The organism is Streptomyces sp. NPDC059255 (assembly GCF_042752355.1).
Taxonomy (GTDB): domain Bacteria; phylum Actinomycetota; class Actinomycetes; order Streptomycetales; family Streptomycetaceae; genus Streptomyces.
The window spans coordinates 43616-63223 of record NZ_JBHYZP010000001.1 but is presented as its reverse complement, the minus strand read 5'-3'; the positions used below and the strand labels follow the sequence as shown (position 1 = coordinate 63223).

Sequence of the window (19608 nt, the reverse complement as noted above, 5' to 3'; positions counted from 1 at the left end):
ACCTGCGCCGGACCTGCGCCGGACCTGCGCCGGGCCGTAACGGCCCCGGCGGTGGGGGCGAACCGGCAACCTGCCGTACGTTCGCTCCCACCGCCGGGAACCGCACCGTCTCGGAATCACCCCCTCTCGGCGCTGAGCCGTGTCACCGCCGGGCCGCGTCAGTGTGCGGCGATCTGCTGGAGTGCCGCGCCCTGGTAGCGGGCACCGGCGTTCCAGAGGATGAAGGAGTCCATCTTGTTGGCCGCCGCGGCCTTGATCTGTTCCGCCACCTGGGTCGGCCCGTACGTGCTGCCCATCGAGAAGTCCTGGAGCCACGGGACGATCTCGGTCTGGGTGCCCTTCGCCAGGCGGGCGAAGTCGGCGAGCGAGCGCTGCACGATCGCGTACGGAGCGGTGTCCGGGTTGGCGACGCCGTACTCACCGGGCCCCCAGTGGGACGGGTAGACCATCGGCGCGATGTAGTCGCTGACCTTGACCAGGGCCTTGATGTCCTGGGCGATCTCCAGCGGCCGGGTGGCCGCTATGCCGAAGACCGAGACACCGAGGTACTTGTTGTGCGGGCGCAGCGCGGTCCGGGTGTCGGCGACGAACGAGGTGATGGACTGCTCGGGCGTCGCGGACCCGATGCCCGGGAACCGCATCCGCGACAGCGGGCCGTCGGGGCGGCGCACGTAGTCGTAGAGGATGTCGTCGAAGCCGAGCTGGGCCGCTTCGACGGCGAGGTCCTGGTTGTACTTGCGGACCGCGGGGTCGGCGAAGTTGGTGAAGGACAGGTTCCCGTAGTGGCCGCCGTTGTAGGCCTCTCCGGAGGGGGTCTGCACGACCTGGTTGCGCTTGCCGGCCTTCCAGGCCGCCGCGCCGAGCTTGGGGTCGCGGAAGGCGACGATACGGCCGATGACCTGGGCGCCGGCGGAGTGGAGCTCGGCGATCGCCTTGCGGGCGTCGTAGTACCCCTTGGCGGCGCCGATCTCACGGGCCAGCGGCACCTGGGAGGCGTACCCGACCTCGCCGTCCTCGTCCTTGATGTCCAGCTCCACGGCGTTGAGCTTGCCGCTGCGGACCAGCGCGAGGATGTTGTTGTGCAGCGTCTTGTCGCCCCAGCCGATGGCGGTGATGTGCGCGGCGCGGATCATGGGACGACGGCCCCGGGTGGAGACGGTCCTGGAGGTGGTGTTCCCGGCGCGGTCCACGGCGCTGATCGTCACGGAGGGCGTGCCCTTGGGCACCTTGATCTTGAAGGCGCCGGACTTGTCGACCGGAACCTCCTTGCCGTCGACGGTCACCTTGGCGTCGGTGGAGGCCTTGCCGGTGACGGTCACGGGGGAGGCGGGGTTCTTGACCACGGGGTCGGTCACCTTCAGCGTGGGGGCCTTGGTGTCCACCGTGAAACCCACGACCTTCTGGTACGAGGCGAAGGGGAGACTGCTGTCGCCCGCCACCACCAGGGTGTGCTTGCCCTCGCCCAGACGGGGGATGCCCAGCTTCAGGCGGGCGCCCTCGGTGGTGACGGGAACCACCGTGCCGTCGAGGGTGACGCGCACCTTGTCCTTGCGGCCGGCCGCCTTCGCATTGAGGTACGCGCTGAGCTGCGCGGCCTTGCGCCCGTCGAGGAAGGCGCCGTCGGCGAGACCCTGCACGGCAGGTCCCGGCGTGAGGAAGGTCCAGGCACCGACGCCGGCTCCGGCCAGGGAGAGTGCCGCGGCCATCGCTATCAGGGCGCGCCGGCGGGCGGGACGGCGCGGCTGGTAGGAGGGGGTGGAGTTCGCTATGTATCGCGTTTTCGTGACCATCATGCGCCCTTCGTGCTGTGGCCGGGCCGGCCGCCGTTGCGGCTGCGCTCGGTGGTGCCTCCATTGATTGCCGCCCGCGCGTCAGTACTCCTGTCTCCGGCCGGAATTCACACGAACGGCCGCGTTCGGCCCCGGCGTGGTGGCTGCGCCATCCAGGCGACGGTGCGGTACGGGCGCTCCCGCCGCCGGTAAGGATGGCGCGACACGTTCCGCCTTGGAGGTCCCTCATGCGCCACCCGCTCGTCCCGCTCTGCGCCCTGGCGGGCGCCGCTCTGCTCGCCTCGGGCTGCTCCCCGGGGTCGTCACCGGCCACCGGAGGGCAGCAGGCGGCGGCCTCACCGGCGGCCCGCGTCGCCCTGAAAGACCCGGCGGAGGTCGGCGCCAACGAGCTCGGCCAGGTGCCGGTGCTGATGTACCACCAGCTCACCGAGAAGCCGGCCAGCGTCTACGACCGCACCCCGGCCGATTTCCGGGCCGAACTGGAGCGCCTCGCCCGGGAGAAGTACGTTCCGGTCACCGCCCGGGACTTCCAGACGGGCCGTATCGACATCCCGGCCGGCACGCACCCGGTGGTCCTCACGTTCGACGACTCGACCAACAGCCAGGTCCGCCTGGGCGCCGACGGCAATCCGGTGCCGGGCACGGCCGTCGCCATCCTGGCGGAGACGGCGAAGAAGCACCCCGGGTTCAAGCCGGTGGCGACCTTCTTCGTCAACGCGGACGCCTTCTCGGCCACCGGTCCCGCCAAGGCGCTGACCTGGCTGAAGAAGCACGGGCACGAGGTCGGCAACCACACCGACCGCCACCAGAACCTCCGCTCCCTGGACCAGGCGGGCGCCTCGAAGGCGATCGCCGCCGGACAGCAGGCGATCACGAAGGCCGCGCCCGGCTCCGGGGTCACCTCGCTCGCCCTCCCCTTCGGGGCCATGCCCCAGGACGCCGGGGTCGCCGCGCGGGGCACGGGCTACCGCTACGACGGGGTGTACCTGGTGGGGTCCAACCCCTCGGTCTCGCCGTTCGACAAGGCCTTCACCCCCGGCGCGATCCCGCGGATCCGCTCGGCGGGCCCCAAGGACCAGGACGCCGAGTTCGGTTCGTCACGCTGGCTGGACAAGCTCGCCGAGGCGAAGAACTGGTACGTCTCGGACGGCGACCCGAACGCGGTCGCCTTCCCGCGCGCCGCGCAGGACCAGGTGGCCCCGGCCTTCGCGAAGCGGGCCAAGCCCTACTAGGCCCTGGCCGGCGGACCGGCCTCCCGGCGGCCTGTCGCATCGGTGTCCGGGTGCGGGGCGACCGGTGGGCCGGCGAGGGCGGTGAGCCGGAGCTTGGTCTCGTCCTCGCTGCCGGGCACGGCGGTCATGACGATGATCTTGAGTTCGGAGTCGCCGTCGGTCAGGAGGTCGCAGTCGACCGTGACCGGGCCCACCGACGGGTGGTGGATCGTCTTGTGGTCCTCGCGGTGGGAGGCCACCTCCCCGGTCGCCCACAGCGCGGCGAACCTCTCGCTGCCCGCGTTCAGTTCGCGGATCAGCACGGCCAGTCGGCGGTCCCGGGGGAAGCGGCCGGTGGCGCGGCGCAGGTCGGAGACGACCGCGACGTCGGTGGCGTCGGGGTCCGCCTCGGTCACGGGCCACCGCGCGAGACGGGCGGGGCCGGCGTCCACCGGGAACCTGTCGCGGGCGAAGTTACGCAGCCGGGGCGGCGAGGCGGCGGGGTCGCCCAGCAGGGCGGCCCAGCCGCGGTTCCACCACACCAGCTGCCAGTCCGCCGCGAACACGGCGACCGCGACATCCCCGAGGCGGGCGAGCACGCGCTGCACGCCGGGCGGCAGATGGTCGGAGATCGTGCCGTCCACCGGCGGTACGAGCCGGGCCAGCCGGTACAGGTGGTCCCGCTCGGCGGTGGACAGCTGCAGGGCGCGCGCCAGGGACGCCGCCACCGACGCGGAGGGCGTCGTGGCCCGCCCCTGTTCGAGGCGTACGACGTAGTCGACCGACACCCCGGCCAGGTCGGCCAGCTCCTCGCGGCGCAGCCCGGCGGCCCGGCGCCCGCGGGCCACGGGCAGCCCGGCGGCCGACGGGGGCAGCCGCTCCCGCCAGGTGCGGAGCATCGCGCCCAGTCCGGTTCCAGGTGTCGCCGACATGACGTCCATCCTCCCGCATCCGGCCGCGTGCGCGCGGGCGCGAGGGTGGTACCGGTCTTCCTACCGTCGAAGCGTCCCTGGCCCGCGTCCGTGGCCGGGTCCAGAATCGAAGGCATGACCATCACCTTCATCACCGGAGCCAACAAGGGCCTCGGCCGCGAGACCGCCCGCCGCCTGATCGCATCCGGCCACACCGTGATCCTGGGAGCGCGCGACCGCGAGCAGGGCGAGGAGGCCGCCGCCGCGCTCGGCGCGCGCCACGTCCCCATCGACGTGACCGACGACGCGTCCGTGGCCGCCGCGGCCGCGAACGTCGCCGGACACGAGGGCCGGATCGACGTCCTGATCAACAACGCCGGTGTCCACGGCCCCGCCGGCGACCCCGGCGACCTCACCGCCGCCGACGCTCTCGCCGTCCTCGACGTCAACGTCATCGGCGTCGTCCGTACCATCACCGCGTTCCTGCCGCTGCTGCGCCGCTCGGACGACCCCGTGATCGTCAACGTCAGCAGCGGCATGGGCTCCCTCGCCCTGACCCACGACCCCGGCCGGCCCGAGTCGCATGTCGTCGCGCCGCTGTACACCTCCTCGAAGGCGGCGCTGACGATGCTGACCACGCAGTACGCCAAGGGCCTCAAGGACATCCGCGTCAACGCCGCCGACCCCGGCTACACCGCGACCGACCTCAACGGCCACAGCGGCCCCCAGACCGTCACCGAGGGCACGGACGCGATCGTCACCCTCGCCACCGAGGGACCCGGCGCGGGAACCGGCCGCTTCGTCTCCCGCCACGGCGAGATCGCCTGGTCCTGACACCGGCGCGTCCCTCTACGGCAGATCGAACGTCCAGGTGAGCGACACCTGCCCCGCTTCCGGGACGCCGCCGGCGCGCCGGTACGTCGCCAGCGCCGCCGGGTTGTCCTCGTCCGTGGCGGTCCACAGGCCGTAGCACCCCCGCTCCCGCGACAGATCCGCCAGCGCCGACACCAGCGCCCGGCCGACGCCCCGCCTGCGGAACGGCTCGTCCACACCCAGCTCGTACAGGAACATCTCGGTCCCCTTGTCCGGATGAGTCATCTCGACACCGGTGACCATCCCCGCCGGTACGCCGTCCACGTAGGCGATCAGGAGGTGATGGCGCTCGTCCGCCAGGAACCGTCCGGTCGCCTCCGGAACCGGCGGGGTGTCGAAAAGATGCCCGGCGGCGTGGACCGCCTCGGCCTGAGCGATGCGACGGATCTCCATACGGGGATCCTGCCCCACAGGACGCGGTCGTTCACCGCGTCCACAGTTCGCACCACACGGTCTTCCCGACGGTGCGGGGCGCGACGCCCCAGCGGTCCGCGACCTGCTCCACGATGAGCAGCCCCAGCCCGAAGCACTCCTCGTCGGCGGCGACCCGCACCGCCGGCAGCCGCTCCCCGCGCGGATCGCTGACCTCGATCCGGAGCACGCGTGCGCCGAGGGCCAGCCGTACCCGGAACAACCGGTCGCGCAGGCACCCGTGCAGCAGGGCATTGGTACCGAGTTCGCTCACGAGCAGCGCCGCCGACCAGGACAGCTCGGGCCGCCCCCACTCGGTGACCAGGCGGCCCGCACGGTGGCGGGCCAGGCTCACACTGCCGGCGACGGGGGTGTGGTCGAGCGAGTCCTCCTGAAGGACATCCCCGAACTCCGGCCCGAACTCCGGCTCGGGAAGCGGTACTTCCTGGGCTGCGGTCATGAACGCGCACCTCCGTGTGCGGTCGGGATCTGCCCGTACGGGGTGCGCGCGGCGGTGGCGATGCCGTCCCCCTGCATGCCGTTTCCGGCGCAGGGCAGGGCGGTGCACTTCCACCAAGTGACTCCACAGTGCGAGCGATTGCGTACTGACCGTAGCGTCGGATCTCTACGTCCATCAAGTCTCGATGGGCATAGAATTTTCTCTACGCGAGTTGTGTCTGGTCGTCAAAGGCTCCAAACTGAGGCGATTCACCAGAGGGGAGCAGGTTGTGGGAGGTACCAATCCGGACCGAGGAAAGTCGGTCTCGACTGTTCTCGGGCGGCGGCTTGGTGGGGAGTTGCTACGGATGCGTGAGGCTCATGGTCTTCGCCAGGCACATGCGGCCGACGCGTTGACGGCTTCGGTCGCCAAGGTTGCGAAAATCGAGCGTGGGTTGGTCCCCATACGGGATCCCGACATTCGAGCGCTCTGTCACCTGTACGGGGAAGAAGGCGCGAAGGCTCTCGACAAGCTGCTGATCCTTGCGAAAGCCGATCGTGACCGCCGCAAGGCCCGTGGCTGGTGGAATCAGTATCCGGAGCTGCAGCAGATGGTCGAGTACGTAGCGCTCGAAGACATCGCAACCCGCATCCGGACGTGGCAACTGGCGATTGTCCCGGGCCTGTTGCAGACGCCCGACTACGCCCGGGCGCTCGCTGTGGGGAACGGTTCCTGGGCGGATCCCGATGAGATCGACTCGTTTGTCGAGTCCCGGATGGCTCGCCAGGCGCGGCTGGTCGGGGAACGCCCTTTGGAGCTCTGGCCGATCGTCCATGAAGCTGCCCTCCGTCAACTCGTGGGCGGACGACAGGTCATGAGGGAGCAGCTTGGGCATCTCCTGGACGTGGCCACGCAGCCGAACGTCAAGTTGCAGGTGGTGCCCTATCTCGGAGGTGCGCACCCGGGCATGACCAGCGCCTTTACGATCGTCTCGTTTGCCGAGCAGGGCGCCCTCGACGTAGTGCACATGGACACGACGTCGACGACCCTGTGGCTGGAGGGTGATACTGATGCCGCGCACCACGGCCAACTGTTCGACCGAATCGCTAGGCTGGGTCTCGCGCAGCGAAACTCGGTCGCACTGATCGGTGAGGTTCTCAAGGAGTTGTAGTTCGCGTGCCCGCGTTCGAGTTCACGAAGTCCAGCTACAGCGGTGGAAATGCCGGGCAGGAGTGCGTAGAAGTCGCCCTCAACGTCCCGACCGTCGTCGCCGTTCGTGACTCCAAGGACCCCGCAGGCCCCGTACTCCACCTCACCCCCGCCGCCTGGGCCGCGTTCGCGTCAGCCCCGCTGCAGCATCAGGCCGTCTGTTGGCGTCCTTGCTGAAGCACGGCGGTGCGCAGGTCGCGGACGCCGCGGACTGCGGCCCGTGCCACCCTGGCAACGACTCGCACTGACCGAGGGGATGTACGGGGCCCTGGCGGACCCGGCAGGGGCCCCGTACACGCCAAGGTGACTTTTCCCGGAACCGGCCCCGCGCCAGGCCCCGCCCGTCAGTATGGTGCGAGTGACGATCACCTCCTCGGACCTCTGGCACCACTACGGCCGCGCCCGCGCCGAGCGCGACCGTGCCGTCCCCGAGGCGTTCCGGTGGGTCTGGAGCCAGGACTGTGGTCCCGGTCCGGAAGTTCTGGGGGAACTGTCGGGACGGATCGTCGGGGACCTCGGGGCCGGGGCCGGCCGCCATGCCGCTCACCTCGTCGCCCGGCACGGGCCCGCCCGAGTCGTCGCCGCAGACGCCTCGCCCGCGCAGAACGCGATGGCCACCGAGCTTTTCGGTCACCTCAGCCCACGCCTGCGCATCGTGCGCTCCGACGCCGTGTCGCATCTCCACGCGACCACCGGTACCTACGACGTGCTGTACAGCGTCTTCGGCGCGATCGACTTCACCGACCCGCGTCAACTGCTGCCGGCGGCGGCCGACGCCCTCAAGCCGGGCGGGCGGCTTGTGTTCTCCACTCTGGCGCACTACCTCGGTGGCGCCGTCGCCCAACCGGACGTCGTGGCGGCCGATGTCCCGGCGAAGACCCCGGAAGGGGAAGCGACCACCATGCGCCGCTGGGTGCTCCAGGAGCACGTCTGGGTGAAGGTCCTGGACGAGGCAGGCTTCACCGGGATCGGCGTCGACCTGCTGCCGCCCAGGGGCGCCGGGCCGCGCGCCGCGGGCACGCTCCTGGTGAGCGCGGTACGGCGGCCTTGAGCGCCCCCGCCGCCTGGGCCGCGTTCGTGTCAGCCCACGTGCAGCATCAGCCCGATGCCGGCCACCATCAGCGCCGCCGCCACGATTCTCGGCGCCCCGAAGCGCTCCTTGAAGAACACCGTTCCGATGACCGCGCCCACGATGATCGAGGACTCCCGCAGCGCTGAGACCGGGCCCAGCGGCGCGCGGGTCTGGGCCCAGAGGACCAGGCCGTACGCGAGCATCGAGAGGGCCGCGCCGAGCAGGCCCAGGCGGGCGTGCGGGCGGAGTTGGGGGAGGAGGCGGCCCCGGCGGGCGCAGAGCGCGTAGGCCGGGATCAGGGGGCCCTGGAGGATCAGCAGCCAGGCGATGTAGCCGATCGGTGAGCCCGCGCTGCGTACGCCCACCCCGTCCACGACCGTGTACGCGGCGATCGACAGGCCCGTCGCCAGCGCGGCCAGCAGCGCCGGCCACTGGCGCGCCGTACGAGGGCCCCGTATGCCCCACAGCGCCACCCCCGTCAGCCCCGCCGAGGCAACCGCGACGCCCGCCGTCTGCCACGCGTCCATCGTCTCGCCGACGAGGACGTCGGCCGCGACCGTCACCGCCAGCGGGGCCGTGCCGCGCGCGATCGGGTACATCTGGCCGAAGTCCCCGAGCGTGAACGAGCGCATGAGCAGGGCCATGTAGCCGACGTGGAGCAGTGCGGAGACGATCAGATACGGCCACGCCGCCGCGTCCGGCAGAGGGACGAAGCAGGCGACGACCGCGCTGAGGACCGCCGAGCCCCCGCAGATCAGGGTGAACGCGACGAGCTGGTCCTTGATCGTGTGCGCGATCGCGTTCCACGTGGCGTGCGTCAGCGCGGCGACCAGGACCGCGGCCACGACGAGCGGGGTCACGCCTCGGGCCCCGGGGTCCGGGCTACGGGTAGGGCGCCGGGTGTGGTGCCGGGGGTGGTCATGCCGGGCACGCTAGTGCCCCTTCCGCGCGGACGGCACGTCACTTCGCCGGAGCCGTGCCCGGGGCGGCGTCGATGCCGACCCGGGCGCGGGGGATCACCGGGTGGTGGTGTAGGCGCGTTCGATCGTCTGCGCCAGGGTGTTGCCGTCGCGGTCGGTCAGCTCGGCCCGCAGCGAGACGGATCCCGCCTCGGCCGGGTGCCGCAGTGACAGGTGCGTGCCGTTGACCGCCTCGGCGGGCTGCCAGGTGGCGCCCTCGTCGTACGACACCTCGAAGGCGAGCTTCGCGGGCCGCGCCCCGGCGGCGGCGCCCGCGACGCTGAAGGGCACCTCGAACCGCTCGCCCGCCTTCGCCGTGCCGGCCAGGGTCAGTTCGGGCGAGAAGCGGATCACCGACAGCGGCAGCCGGGCCGGCCCGTCCCCGGAGGTCTCGCCGGAACGGAAGGTCCACTCCGCGCGGACCCGGGTGCTGAGCGGGTGCACCGCCCGGTCACGGGAACTGTCCACAGTGAGCCGGTACGCGCTCTCCCCGGCGGGAACGGTGTACTCGGTGACGCCGTCGGTCGGGGGGATGCCGTGGTCGTCGGGGATCTCCTTGCCGCCCGCCTCCAGCGAGGACCGCGCCGAGGTGAGGCCGCTGATGCCCCAGTGCCCGGCGCCGTCGCCGTACAGCGGCAGATAGGCCCTGATGACGTTTCCGTTCCGGGTGGCACCGGGGTATCCCTGCTCCGGTCCGCCGTCCCCCGGCCCGCCGAGAGCGGGGCCGAAGACGCCGACGTTGAACAGCTCGCGGTAACTGCGGCCCGCCTCCCAGGTCCTGGGCGTCCTCATGAGGAAGTTCTCGAAGACCGTCTCGTCCCCTTCGCCCGAGAGCTGCCACATGCGGTACGACCACGCGACGCCGTTGTCGAGGATGTAGTCGGTGGTCCGCAGCGGCAGCTTCCCCCTCAGGTCGACGAAGGTGCGCACCAGACCGCCGTCGGGCGTGTGGGGAGACAGTTCGACCTGGACGCGCCGGCCCTCGACGGCCACGCCCGCCTGGAAGTCGACCTCGGCCAGCTGCTTCCGCTCGACCCGGGTGGTGAAGCCGCCCAGCCGGCTGCCCCGGTCCCAGGCCAGGCGGTAGTTGACCGGCCTGCCCTCGTCGTCCTGGCGGGTCCAGCCGCCGGAATACTGGGTGTACAGCCCGTCCACGGGTTCCCCGGAGCCGAGTTGCCCGAACCGCGCACCCTCGTAGGTCGGCAGAAGGTACTGGAGGCCGGCGCCGCGCAGCCCCTCGCCGCGTTCGAAGCCGATCACGACCGAGGCGTCGTTGTTCTCGGCCGCCGGGTCGGGCAGGGTGATCTCCACCGGCTGTGCCTGCCGGGCGTCGACGGTGACGGTGGTGTCCTTGTCGAGCCGCAGCCTCGGCTGCGCCAGCATGGCGTGGGTGGGCGAGGTGAGCAGGGGGTGGATCGCGCTGTTGAGGGTGTAGTCGCCCTTGGGCAGCCGCACCGTGAGTGCGCCGTCCTGCCCGGGGGCGTGGTCGGCGTAGAAGTCGGTGTCGAAGCCCGCGACGGAGGTGAGGGCGTCGCCGGTCGGCGCGCCGTTCTCGTCGATGTGCTTCAGCGTCAGCTCGTACGACTCGGCCTCGCGCTCCACGCCGACGGCGGTGCGCGCCTGGATCCTGCCGTCGGCCGAGGCGGCGGCCACCGAGCCGCCGAAGGTGCCGTCGGCGCTGCCGGCGCGGGTGTCCGCCGTGACGGAGGCGTTCGCCTCGCCGCCCGCCGGGACGGTGAGCCGCCGCGGTGACACCGTGAACATGCCCTCGGCGGCGGGCTTGCCGTCCACCGCGAAGGCGTCGACGGACAGCTCCAGGGTGACCGGCTCGGTACCGAGGTTGCGGTAGGTGAGCGGCTCGGTCACCGGTTCGTCGTCGCCGTGCGGCCACTGCTGCCGGCCGAAGCCGATCGGCCCCTGCTCGGTGACGACGCTCTGCTCCAGCGCCCGGGCGACGTCGGTGCGGCCCGTGCCCTGCTGGAAGGAGCTGTACGGGCCCGGCTTCGCCGAACCGGTGAGGGCGGCCTTGATGCGCTCGCCGCTCCAGTCGGGGTGTCGCTGGGCGAGGATCGCGGCGGCGCCCGCGACATGCGGGGTCGCCATGGAGGTGCCGTCGATGGTGAGGTAGCCGGGTACGTCGGAGGGGAACAGCTCCTCCAGGACGCTGCCGGCGGCCGCGGCGGCCGTGATCCCGACGCCGGGCGCGGTCAGGTCGGGCTTGACGCCGCCGTCACCGTAGCGCGGGCCCCGGCTGGAGGAGTCCGCGAGCCGGTCGGCCGCGTCGACCGCGCCGACGGTGAGCGCGGCGTCGGCGCTGCCGGGCGAGCCGACGGTCCCCTCGCCCAACTCGCCCTCGTTGCCCGCCGCGACGACGAAGAGGGTGTCCGTCTCGGTGGAGAGCCGGTTGACGGTCTCCTCCATCGGGTCGATACCGGGGGAGTCCGTTCCGCCGAGGCTGAGGTTGACGATGTCGGCCTGCTCGGCGACCGCCCACTCCATGCCCGCGATGACGCCGGAGTCGGAGCCGAAGCCGCTGTCGTCGAGGACCTTGCCGTTCAGGAGCCGGGCACCCGGGGCGACGCCCTTGTAGGCGCCCCCGGACCTGGCGCCCGTACCGGCCGCGGTGGACGCCACATGGGTGCCGTGGCCCTGCTTGTCGCCGGTACCGGAGGAACCGGAGAAGTCCTTCTCCGCGATCACCCGGTCCGCCAGGTCGGGGTGGGTCGTGTCGATACCCGTGTCCAGTACGGCGATTCTGACGCCGGTGCCGTCGTAGCCTGCTGCCCAGGCCGTGGGCGCGCCGATCTGCGGCACGCTCTTGTCGAGGGCGGCCCGGCGCCTGCCGTCCAGCCACACCTTCTCCACCGCCGTCGAGACGGTGAACCCGGTGTGGGTGTTGGTGTTGGCGTCGGTCACCGCGTTCCAGAAGGCGGCGCCACGCTTCTTCACGGGGCGCATCGCCTTGCCGTTGACGACGGGAAGCGCACGGCCCATCCTCGCCCCGGCCCCGGTGAACGGGCTCATCGAGGGCGCCTTCTCGCCCCGGAACGTGACGATCAGCGGCAGGTCGGAACGGCCGGCGTCGTCGTAGCCGTCCGCCACCAGCTGGGTCACGTCGAACAGCCGGGCGTCCAGCTTGCCCTGTGCGAGGAGCAGTTGGGCGTCACCGGGCACCACCCGGGTGTGCCCGTCGACGGTGCGGACCGAGAACGGTATCCGCTCGCGGCCCTTTGCTCGCTGCACCCCGGCCACTTGGCCGGCGCCGTCCAGAAGGACGCGGTCGCCGGTGACCAGCGTCACCGTTCGCACCGTCTTCGCCGTCTTCGCCGTCTTCGCCGTCTTCGTCGGCTTGGCCCCGGCGCCGCCGCCCGTGCCCGGTGTCACCGCCCCGGAACGCCCGTCCGCCATCTCACCGGCCGGTGCGGCCTGGGCCGCCCCTCCGGGAACGCCGCCCAGCAGAAGGGCCGCGGAGGCCACCCCCGCCACCACGGCCGCACGTCTTTGTCCTGCGCGCAACTCCACCTGAACCCCTCAACTCCGGCCATCGGACAGGAGCCGTCCCGCGGCCCGGAAACCCGGCGCCTCACCCCGTACGTCACACGGCTCGCCCTTCAGACGGGCCGGGGGACCACCGGGGTTGTCAGGCAGTCACGGCTTCCTGGGTGAGGGGTCCGCAAAGGGATGGAGGAGCGCCGCGCGGAGTACGGAGGAGCGGCGCGCGGAGTATGGAGGAGCGGCGCGGAGTTACGCACCGGAGAGCGCCGCCCCTCCCGTTCACCCCGCCGCCAGCACCGCCGCCACCACCGGGCCCGCCGCGTCGCCGCCGTGGCCGCCGGCCTCCACGACCGCCGCCGCGGCGAGGTCGTTGTGGTATCCGGTGAACCAGCTGTTCGACGTTTCCTGGCCGTCGACCTCCGCGGAGCCGGTCTTCGCGCCCTTGTCCCCGCCGAGCCCGGACATCGCGTTCGCGCCCGTACCGCTCGTCGCCGTCAGCCGCATCATGGAGCGCAACTGCTGCGCCACGCCCGACGGCAGCGAGCGCGCCGCCGTCGCGATCTCCCGGTCGTCCAGCGAGGGGGAGACGATGACCGGCTGCTTGAACGTGCCGTTCTTGGCGGTCGCGGTGATGGACGCCATGTTGAGGACGTTCATCTGGACCGTGCCCTGCCCGATGTACTGCGCGGCCGCCTCGGCGCCCGTCGACGTCGGGATGGAGCCGTCGAAGGACGCGACGCCGGTCTTCCAGTTGTCGAGGCCGATGCCGAAGACCTCCGCCGCCTCCTTGGGCAGCGCGCCGTCGTCCTTCGTGTCGTCGATCAGCTTGATGAAGGCGGTGTTGCAGGAGCGGGCGAAGCTCTGCGAGAACGGCGCGCCGTCGATGGAGAAGTCGTCCAGGTTCTTGAAGACACGGCCCATGTACGTCGCGTTCTTCGGGCACTCGGCGACGCGGTCCGCGCCGATCAGGTCCTTCTCCAGCAGCATCGCCGCCGTCACGATTTTCATCGTGGAGCCGGGGGCCTGCTTGCCGAGCATCGCCGCGTTGAAGCCGTCCTTGCGGTTGTTGGCCACGGCCAGGATCTCGCCCGTGCTCGGTTTGACCGCCGCGACCGACGCCTCGCTGTACTTCTTCACCGAACGCTCGGCCGCCTCCTGGACCTTCGCGTCCAGCGTCGTCCTCAGCGTGCCCTCCTTGCCCTCGGCGAGGGTCAGGAGCGTCTCGTCGGCGGTGGCCCCGGGGGCGGTGGTGCCGTCCGCCCCGGTGTCGCTCTTCAGGATCAGCTCGATGCCGGCCGAGCCGCCCGCCTCCTTGCCGTACCGCTCGCGGAGCTGGTCGAGGACGGACCCGAGCGACGGGTACTTCTCCTTCGTCAGCTCGACGCCGTTGCGGTCGACCGCCTTGATCGGCGGTACGGACGCCTCCGCCGTTTCGAGGCGGTTGTCCCCGGTCAGCTTCGGGTGGATCACCGACGGGGCCCAGGAGACCAGCGGCCGGCCGGTCGACTTCCCGCGTACCACGGTCAGTTCGGACTCGTACGACCACGGCTTGCTCGCGCCGTCCAGCTCGACCGTCGCCTTGACGGTGAACGGAACCTTCGCGCCGACCGCCGGGCCCGGAGTGATCACCGCGTCGGTGACCCGGGCCTCGGTGCGGTACGCGCCGATGACGGGCGTCGCGGCGGTCGGGTCGTTGGTGAGCTGCGCGACGGCCGCCGCGTCACCGCCCTCCGCCCACTTGGTCAGGAAGTCCTTGGACGCCTGGTCGATCTCGGCGGCGCTCAGCGGGCCGGTCTTGACCGTCGTGGACGCCGACTTGGTCGCCGCGTCCGTGCTCCCGCCGGTCATCCCGTTGTAGACGTTGTACGCGCCGTAACCCACTCCACCGGCGAACACGAGAAACACTCCGCCTATGACGGCGGTCTTCGCTCCACTGCGCATGAGTGGTGGTCACCCCTCCCCAGGTGCCCCCTTGAACATCTGAACATGTTCAACTCGCGTGTGAGCGTGTTCAAGGAAGTCATCGACTGGGAACTCTACGGGAGGGTTGAGTCACACGGGGCGAGCGTTACAGGACTGCGACAGAGGGCCGCCGTCACCCGGAAGAGGGCCGCCGTCACTCGTCGCGACCGTGCTCAGCCGCCGCCGCGGGGCAGTGCCGTCTCCGTCCAGATGACCTTGCCGCCCGCCGTGTACCGGGTCCCCCAGCGGTCCGCGAACTGGGCGACCAGGAAGAGCCCCCGCCCGCCCTCGTCGGTGGCCGCGGCGGTGCGCAGATGCGGGGAGGTGGAGCTGGTGTCGGAGACCTCGCAGATCAGCGTACGGTCCCGCAGCAGCCGGACCCCGATGGGCCCGGTGGCGTACCGGATCGCGTTGGTGATCAGCTCGCTCAGCACCAGTTCGGTGGTGAACGCCGCCTCCTCCAGCCCCCATGCGGTGAGCCGGTCGCTGACCTCGGCGCGTACGCCGGCCACCGCGGCCGGGTCGGGCGGCACGCTCCATTCGGCGATCCGGTCCGCCTCGATCCGGCGGACACGGGCGACGAGTACGGCGATGTCGTCCCCCGGCCGGTCGGGGACCAGCGCGGTGAGCACCGACTCGCAGGTGGCCTCCGGGTCCGGTCCGGTCGTCCCGGCGAGCGTCGTGCGCAGCCGCTCCAGACCCACGTCGATGTCCCACCTGCGGTCCTCGACCAGCCCGTCCGTGTACAGCACCAGCCGGCTGCCCTCCGGCAGCGTGAACTCCGTCGTCTCGTACGGCAGCCCGCCGAGCCCGAGCGGCAGCCCGGCCGGCAGGTCCAGGAACTCGGCGGTGCCGTCCGGGTGGACCAGGGCGGGCGGCGGGTGCCCGGCGCGGGCCACCGTGCAGCGCCCCGAGGCCGGGTCGTAGACCGCGTACACGCAGGTGGCCCCGGTGACCGGGGTTCTGCCCCCGGAGAGCTGAGCGGTGTCCTCGGTGCTCCGGGAGGAGTCGGAGGAGTCGACGGCCCAGGAGGAGTCGGGGGCCTGGGCGGCGTCGCCGGTCCGGGCGGCGTCAGGGGCCCGGGTGGCGCCGGACGCCCGGGAGGAGCCGGCGGGTCCGATCCCGGCCCCGGCGGCCTCGGCGGCCCCGTTGGTATCGGTGGCCCCGGCGGCCATGTCGGCCTCGGCGGCCTCGGGGTCGTATCCGCCCTCCTCCTCGTCGATCCGGCTGACCAGCTCGTCCAGATGCCCGAGCAGTTCCTCGGGCGGCAGGTCGAGCGCCGAGAAGTTGGCGACCGCGGTCCGCAGCCGCCCCATCGTCGCGGCGGCGTGCAGCCCGTGCCCGACCACGTCGCCCACCACCAGCGCCACCCGCGCGCCCGGCAGGGTGAGGACGTCGAACCAGTCGCCGCCCACACCGGACTCGGCCGGCAGATAGCGGTAGGCGAGGTCGAGGGCGCTCTGGTCCGGCAGCCGGTTGGGCAGCAGGCTGTGCTGGAGCACCACCGCCATCGTGTGCTCGTGCGTGTAGCGGCGCGCGTTGTCGATGCACACGGCCGCGCGGGCGGCCAGCTCGCCGGCCAGGGAGAGGTCGTCCGGCTCGAAGGGCTCGGGGCGCTGCCCGCGCCAGAAGTTCACCATCCCCATGAGCACGCCCCTGGCCAGCAGCGGAACGGTGATGAAGGAGTGGAATCCGTACGCCAGCAGCAGCTCGCCGCGCTCCGGGTCGTGCAGGCTCCAGGTGTCCGAGGAGTGCAGGTCGGTGGTGAGCACGGGCTCCCCGCTGGCCAGGCTCTCGCTCTGCGGGGTGGACTCCATCAGGCTGAACTCGACGCCGACCCGGTAGAGCGGCGAGTCGTCCGCGACGCCGTTCAGGGCGATCCGGCGCAGACCGTGCCCGTCGGCGGTCGCGGGGCCCGGCTCCTTGCCGCGCAGGACGGGTTCGGCGAGATCGACGGTGACGAAGTCGGCGAAGCGGGGGACGGCCACCCGGGCCAGCTCCTCGGCCGTCCGTGTGACGTCCAGGGTGGTGCCGATCTGCGTGCTCGCCTCGTAGAGCAGGGTGAGCCGGCCGCGGGCCGTCTCGGCGCGCCCGGAGAGCGCGCGCAGTTCGGTGGAGTCGCGCAGCGTGGTCACCCAGCCCGCGGGGCCGCCGGCCTGGTCGGTGGGGCGGCGGTTGACCACGAGCTGCCGGTCCCCGGTGGTCACCACCTCGTCGTCGGCGACCTGCTCGGAGGCGAGCAGCCGCGCCGCCTCCGGGGCGAGCCCCAGCTCCGTGACATGCCGGCCCTCGGGGTACCGGGGGAGGTCCAGCAGGAGGGCCGCCTCGTCGTTGGCGAGCAGCAGCCGGCCGTCGCCGCCGACGATCAGCACCCCCTCCCGTACGGCGTGCAGGACCGCGTCGTGGTGCTCGTACATCCGGGTCATCTCGGCCGGTCCGAGCCCGTGGGTCTGCCGGCGCAGCCGGCGGTTCATGAACACCGTCCCGGCGGTGGTCAGCAGCAGGCCGCCGGCCGCCGCGCCGAGGAGCACCGGAAGCTGTTCCTCCACCGCGGTGCTGACCTTGGCGACGGTGATCCCGGCGGAGACCAGGCCGACGACCTTCCCGCCGGGGGCGAAGACCGGCACCACCGCGTACACGGCGGGGCCCAGCGTGCCCGGGCTCTTCCCGATGACGGTGTGGCCCTCCACCGCGGGTCGGTAGGTGCCGATGAAGTGCTCGCCGATCCGGGCCGGGTTGGGGTGGGTGTACCGGATGCCCCGCGTGTTCAGGACCACGACGAAGTCGACGCCGGACAGCTTCCGTGCGGCCTCCGCGCGGGGCTGGAGGATGGCGGTCGGGTCGGGGGAGCGCAGCGCCGCCACGATCCCGGGGGAGTTCGCGAAGGTCTGGGCGACGGCGAGGGATCGATTCGTCGCCTCCTTCTCACTGTCCCGGTGAGCCTGGAGGACGACGGCGGTCGCGGCGGCGGCCACCAGCAGCAGCACGATCACGGCCTGGAAGACGAAGACCTGCCCCGCGACGCTGCTGTCGCCGACCCGCGGCCAGGTGAGCCGCTGCCAGAAGGGAGTGCGCGGCCGGTACCGGGCTCGCCCCCCGGACTCCGGGCGCCCCCCGGGCTCCGTGTGCGCCCCGGACTCCGTGTGCCCCCCGGGCTCCGGGCGCGCCCCGGGCTCCGTGTGCGCCCCGGACTTCGCCCGCGCCCGAGGCCCGGCCCGCCACCAGGACCGGGGGCCGGTTGAGGGCCGGGGCTCCCCTGGACGTCGGGCCATACCGACAGAATTGCACCAAGTCCGGCGGGTGGCGAGTGCTGTCCGCCCGCTCTGTGGACGGGCTCCGCACTCACGTGTCCGGCCACATCCGGTACGGAAGCGGGCTGAGCATCCCTTGTCCGTCTCACGCCCCGCACATACGGAGCGCCACACGATCTGGACCCCGCCCATGGACGAGGGCCCGGTCCGATGTCAGGCGTACCAGGATGCGTACCGGCCAACGGAGTTCAGCCATCCGCTGCTCCGGTGCCTGCCCGCCGCTACACCCAGGTGTCCAGCCACATCCGGTTGCGCCACGACTCCAGCGGGATCGCCTCGCCCGTGTACAGCGGCCAGAAGTAGATGAAGTTCCAGACGATCAGCAGGACCAGCACCCCCGCGCCGACCGCCCCTATCGTCCTGCGCCGTTCGTCCGAGCCCCGCGGGCCCAGGATCGCGCCGATCATCATCGCCACCGCCAGACAGAGGTACGGGACGAAGACCACCGCGTAGAAGAGGAAGATCGTCCGCTCCTGGTAGAGGAACCAGGGGGCCCACCCCGCCGCCACCGCGCAGGCGATCGCGCCCGCGCGCCAGTCGCGGCGGAAGAACCAGCGCCACAGGACGTAACAGAGCGCGAAGGCGCCCGCCCACCACAGCAGCGGCGTTCCGATCGCCAGGACCTCGCGGGCGCACTTCCCGGCCGTCGACGCGGGGCAGCCGTCCTGCCCGGGGGCCGGGTCCTCGTAGAAGTACGAGACCGGGCGGCCCAGGACGATCCAGCTCCAGGGGTTCGACTGGTAGGTGTGGCCGGACGTCAGGTTGACGTGGAACTGGTACACCTCGTACTCGTAGTGCCACAGACTGCGCACCCAGTCGGGCAGCCACGTCCAGTTGCCGCCCTTGCCCGCGGTCGTGGCCCAGTTCCGGAAGTACCCCTTGTCGGTGACGATCCAGCCGGTCCACGAGGCGAGGTACGTGGCGAGCGCGACCGGCACCGTCGAGAAGAACGCGGGGACGATGTCCCGCCTCAGCACCGCCCGGTACGGCCGTACCGCGCCCGCCGTGCGCCGAGCGCTCACGTCCCACAGGACGGTCATGATCCCGAACGCGGTCAGGATGTAGAGCCCGTTCCACTTCGTCGCGAAGGCCAGGCCCAGCATCAGTCCGGCCGCCAGCCGCCACGGCCGCCACCCCAGCCGCAGCCCCTCCGCGACCGAGGCGTCCGGGCGCAGCACGCCCTCCTCCTCGTCCACCGGGAGCGCCGCCGCCAGCCTGCTTCTGGCCCGGTCGCGGTCGATCAGCAGACAGCCGAACGCGGCCAGCACGAAGAACATCAGCACGAGGTCGAGGAGCGCCGTGCGGCTCATCACGAAGTGCAGGCCGTCCACCGCGAGCAGCGCGCCCGCCAGGCACCCCAGGAAGGTGGAGCGGAAGAGCCGGCGGCCGATCCGGCAGAGCATCAGCACGGAGAGCGTGCCGAGCACCGCCACCATGAAGCGCCAGCCGAACGGGGTGAAGCCGAAGAAGTGTTCACCGAGGCCGATGACCCACTTGCCGACCGGTGGATGCACCACATAGCCGGGGTCGGTGGGCACCGGGACCGAGGACGGGTCCTTGAGGATCGACGCGTCGACGTCCTTGGGCCAGCTCCCCTCGTACCCCTGGTTGATCAGGGCCCAGGCGTCCTTGGCGTAGTACGTCTCGTCGAATATCACCGCCTTGGGCCGGCCCAGGTTCCAGAACCGCAGCACCCCGGCGACCAGCGCCACCAGGGCCGGGCCGCCCCACCCGGACCAGCGGACCAGCCGCGCGGCCAGCGGGGCAGGGACCCCGAGCACGGCCCACAGCCGGTCCGAGGGCCGGGTGTACGGCGGCACCAGGCGCTCACGCAGGCCCGTCACCGGGCGCGGGGCATGGCCGAATCGGCGCAGCCGCTGAGGCCATGAGGGCTGCTTCTCGTCGGCGTCGGGCCCCTGGAGGGCTTCTGGCGCAGTACTGGTCACCGCGCCATCGTAGGGAACG

The 19608-nt window shown here is 72.0% G+C and carries 14 protein-coding genes; 5 read left to right on the top strand and 9 right to left on the bottom strand.

Annotation, left to right across the window (positions count from 1 at the left end; genetic code table 11):
* Positions 1-158 precede the first annotated feature (158 nt).
* Complete coding sequence (locus ACFXKG_RS00270) at positions 159-1793, bottom strand: putative glycoside hydrolase (RefSeq protein WP_384829882.1); 1635 nt, start codon at positions 1791-1793, stop codon at positions 159-161.
* Between the two features lie 224 nt (positions 1794-2017).
* On the opposite strand from ACFXKG_RS00270, the gene ACFXKG_RS00265 reads away from it, so the two are divergent.
* The gene (locus ACFXKG_RS00265) at positions 2018-3022 is read left to right on the top strand and encodes a polysaccharide deacetylase family protein (RefSeq protein ID WP_384829879.1); all 1005 of its coding nucleotides are present in this window, start codon (positions 2018-2020) and stop codon (positions 3020-3022) included.
* Here ACFXKG_RS00265 and ACFXKG_RS00260 read toward each other — a convergent pair.
* Positions 3019-3933 (bottom strand): helix-turn-helix transcriptional regulator, encoded by a 915-nt coding sequence (locus ACFXKG_RS00260; protein WP_384829876.1) that lies wholly within the window; start codon positions 3931-3933, stop codon positions 3019-3021. The genes ACFXKG_RS00265 and ACFXKG_RS00260 overlap by 4 nt on opposite strands.
* 114 nt (positions 3934-4047) lie before the next feature.
* Here ACFXKG_RS00260 and ACFXKG_RS00255 point away from each other — a divergent pair, with 114 nt between their 5' ends.
* Entirely contained in the window at positions 4048-4746 is a 699-nt protein-coding gene (locus tag ACFXKG_RS00255; protein WP_384829873.1) for an SDR family NAD(P)-dependent oxidoreductase, read from the top strand.
* Between the two features lie 15 nt (positions 4747-4761).
* Here ACFXKG_RS00255 and ACFXKG_RS00250 read toward each other — a convergent pair whose 3' ends face one another.
* On the bottom strand, positions 4762-5178 hold the full coding sequence (locus ACFXKG_RS00250) for a GNAT family N-acetyltransferase (RefSeq protein WP_384829870.1): 417 nt from the start codon (positions 5176-5178) through the stop codon (positions 4762-4764).
* A 31-nt stretch (positions 5179-5209) separates the two neighbouring features.
* Positions 5210-5656 (bottom strand): ATP-binding protein, encoded by a 447-nt coding sequence (locus tag ACFXKG_RS00245; protein WP_384829867.1) that lies wholly within the window; start codon positions 5654-5656, stop codon positions 5210-5212.
* A 268-nt stretch (positions 5657-5924) separates the two neighbouring features.
* On the opposite strand from ACFXKG_RS00245, the gene ACFXKG_RS00240 reads away from it, so the two are divergent.
* From ACFXKG_RS00240 to ACFXKG_RS00230, 3 genes are all read left to right on the top strand, one after another.
* Entirely contained in the window at positions 5925-6806 is an 882-nt protein-coding gene (locus ACFXKG_RS00240) for a helix-turn-helix domain-containing protein (protein WP_384831670.1), read from the top strand.
* 5 nt (positions 6807-6811) lie between these two features.
* Positions 6812-7021: a DUF397 domain-containing protein gene (locus ACFXKG_RS00235; RefSeq protein ID WP_384829864.1), complete on the top strand. Its 210-nt coding sequence runs from the start codon at positions 6812-6814 to the stop codon at positions 7019-7021.
* Positions 7022-7193: 172 nt separating this feature from the next.
* Positions 7194-7895 (top strand): class I SAM-dependent methyltransferase, encoded by a 702-nt coding sequence (locus tag ACFXKG_RS00230; protein ID WP_384829861.1) that lies wholly within the window; start codon positions 7194-7196, stop codon positions 7893-7895.
* Between the two features lie 29 nt (positions 7896-7924).
* Here ACFXKG_RS00230 and ACFXKG_RS00225 read toward each other — a convergent pair whose 3' ends face one another.
* The 5 genes from ACFXKG_RS00225 to ACFXKG_RS00205 form a co-directional block, all read right to left on the bottom strand.
* Positions 7925-8776 carry an EamA family transporter gene (locus ACFXKG_RS00225; RefSeq protein WP_384829857.1) on the bottom strand — a complete coding sequence of 284 codons (852 nt, stop codon included), beginning with the start codon at positions 8774-8776 and terminating at the stop codon, positions 7925-7927.
* A 156-nt stretch (positions 8777-8932) separates the two neighbouring features.
* Positions 8933-12352: a S8 family serine peptidase gene (locus ACFXKG_RS00220; protein ID WP_384829854.1), complete on the bottom strand. Its 3420-nt coding sequence runs from the start codon at positions 12350-12352 to the stop codon at positions 8933-8935.
* Positions 12353-12649: 297 nt separating this feature from the next.
* Positions 12650-14311: a penicillin-binding transpeptidase domain-containing protein gene (locus tag ACFXKG_RS00215; RefSeq protein WP_384829851.1), complete on the bottom strand. Its 1662-nt coding sequence runs from the start codon at positions 14309-14311 to the stop codon at positions 12650-12652.
* 194 nt (positions 14312-14505) lie between these two features.
* On the bottom strand, positions 14506-17604 hold the full coding sequence (locus ACFXKG_RS00210; protein WP_384829848.1) for a SpoIIE family protein phosphatase: 3099 nt from the start codon (positions 17602-17604) through the stop codon (positions 14506-14508).
* Between the two features lie 260 nt (positions 17605-17864).
* A complete protein-coding gene (locus ACFXKG_RS00205; RefSeq protein ID WP_384829845.1) occupies positions 17865-19589 on the bottom strand; it encodes a dolichyl-phosphate-mannose--protein mannosyltransferase in 1725 nt (574 codons plus the stop codon).
* Positions 19590-19608 lie beyond the last annotated feature (19 nt).